Genomic DNA, 1,220 nt, shown 5'->3' with positions numbered 1-1,220 from the left:
TATGGGAATGGACTTTGCTACAGGCCTCGATCGGATAGAGTTGTGGTGTTTTCTTGGATGAGCCATCACTGCTAGACTTTTTCTTTTTCTTTTTCTTTTTCTTTTTCTTTTTGAGAGTCTGGGGGTTTGACAAATCTTGCTGACCAAAACCGTCACTTGAGGGGGGACGAGATGAATTTTGTGAATTTTGCTTGAGTTGCTCTTCTATATAGGCCAAACGCTCACTCAAAACTTTTACCACTGCTTTTAAACTCCCTGGGGTGGCATCCCAATCTCCCAAAGGAATTTGAATTCCTGCGATGTTAATCTCTACACTCATAAACCTAATCTTACCACAGAATCGCCACTGGAACCCAGATTTATTCGTTGCAGGCTGGGACGGTTACTGGCTTTTAGCCACAAGTCCTTAGTATTTCGGCTGATTTGTAACATTCGGCAGACATGGCTTTTTTTCTCACCACGATCTACGGCGGCGTTCGCGAAGCGTGGCTTAGCCGTATCGCCAAATCTCTAAAATCATCCCTATAGGGTGATGGCATTTGTCCTCCTTACTAACTCCTCTATTATGTCCTAACTATCCCTTTCTTTGCTATAAAAGTAAAGGCGTTCCATGGAACGCCTCTATATATAGAGCCTGAGATATAGAACCTGAACCTAGTTCTTTACCTAACTCCTAACTTAGAAACCCACTCAAGACTCAGCACTAAACACTGAGCACTAAAAAAAACCTCAACCAGGAGGCCACTTCATTGGGCGTTGACCCAAGATGTGCAAATGCAGGTGATCAACCGTTTGACCACCATCAGCACCATTATTAATCACCAGTCGATAGCCATTGGTCAAACCGACTTGCTCAGCAACTTGCTTAGCAGTTAAGAGCAGGTGTCCCATCAGGGCTTGATCTTCAGACTCAGCTTTTTCCAGTTGAGGAATGGGCTTCTTGGGAATTACCAGAATATGAACTGGTGCCTGAGGGTTAATATCCTTGAAGGCAAGGGCTAAATCGTCTTCATAAACAATATCCGCTGGAATTTCTCGGCGGATAATCTTGCTAAAGATGGTTTCGCTCATAGCAGCTGCCAATACTATGTTTACTAGATCAGATGCAATTGTGACACAAAATGTCAGCTAGCTATAGCATTGTTATTGGAGCTGTGAACATAGTCGCGCTTGCCTCTTGCCTCTTGCCTCTTGCCTCTTGCCTTTCCCAAGCGCGACTA

The 1,220-nt window shown here is 44.2% G+C and carries 2 protein-coding genes; both read right to left on the bottom strand.

The genetic code is table 11. The features are described 5' to 3' along the window. A partial coding sequence (locus F6K37_RS43325; protein ID WP_287257333.1) for a DUF6444 domain-containing protein occupies positions 1-319 on the bottom strand: 319 nt, incomplete at its 3' end. A 410-nt stretch (positions 320-729) separates the two neighbouring features. Next, on the bottom strand, positions 730-1,071 hold the full coding sequence (locus F6K37_RS43320) for a histidine triad nucleotide-binding protein (protein WP_287257332.1): 342 nt from the start codon (positions 1,069-1,071) through the stop codon (positions 730-732). Positions 1,072-1,220 lie beyond the last annotated feature (149 nt).

Origin of the sequence: Moorena sp. SIO4E2 (assembly GCF_010671945.1) — a bacterium.
GTDB lineage: Bacteria > Cyanobacteriota > Cyanobacteriia > Cyanobacteriales > Coleofasciculaceae > Moorena > Moorena producens.
Note: the sequence above shows the minus strand (reverse complement) of the source record. Positions and strands in the feature narration are given on the sequence as shown.

Coding starts and splice junctions, on each gene's coding strand:
- F6K37_RS43320 (WP_287257332.1), bottom strand. CDS start 1,071: ATGAGCGAAACCATCTTTAGCAAGATTATCCGCCGAGAAATTCCAGCG.